Genomic DNA, 337 nt, shown 5'->3' on the forward strand with positions numbered 1-337 from the left:
CATTAGCATCAAGGTTGGAGATATTATTCCACCTTGAGGTGTACCCTCATCGGTATCATAGAACAGACCCTTATCCACATAGCCAGACTGTAACCATTGCTCTAACATACGTTTATCTACCGTGATATTGTCCATAAGCCATTGATGCCCGATTTTGTCGAAGCAAGCCTTAATATCTCCCTCAAGAACCCATTTCGCTGATCGCTTTAGAGCCAAACATTTGAAACACTGACTGACGGCGTCAGCCGTACTGCGATTTGGCCTAAACCCATAGCTATTGAGGTCGGCAAGCGTTTCGGACACTGGTTCTAATGCTAGAAGGTGGAGGGCTTGTTGC

At 46.0% G+C, this 337-nt stretch carries 1 protein-coding gene; it reads right to left on the reverse strand.

The genetic code is table 11. From position 1 onward, the window contains the following. Positions 1-337, reverse strand: a 337-nt coding sequence (locus tag A142_RS03885) for a reverse transcriptase domain-containing protein (protein WP_032545412.1), incomplete at both ends; no start/stop codon positions are given.

It is taken from the genome of Vibrio splendidus 12E03 (assembly GCF_000272105.2).
GTDB lineage: Bacteria > Pseudomonadota > Gammaproteobacteria > Enterobacterales > Vibrionaceae > Vibrio > Vibrio splendidus_I.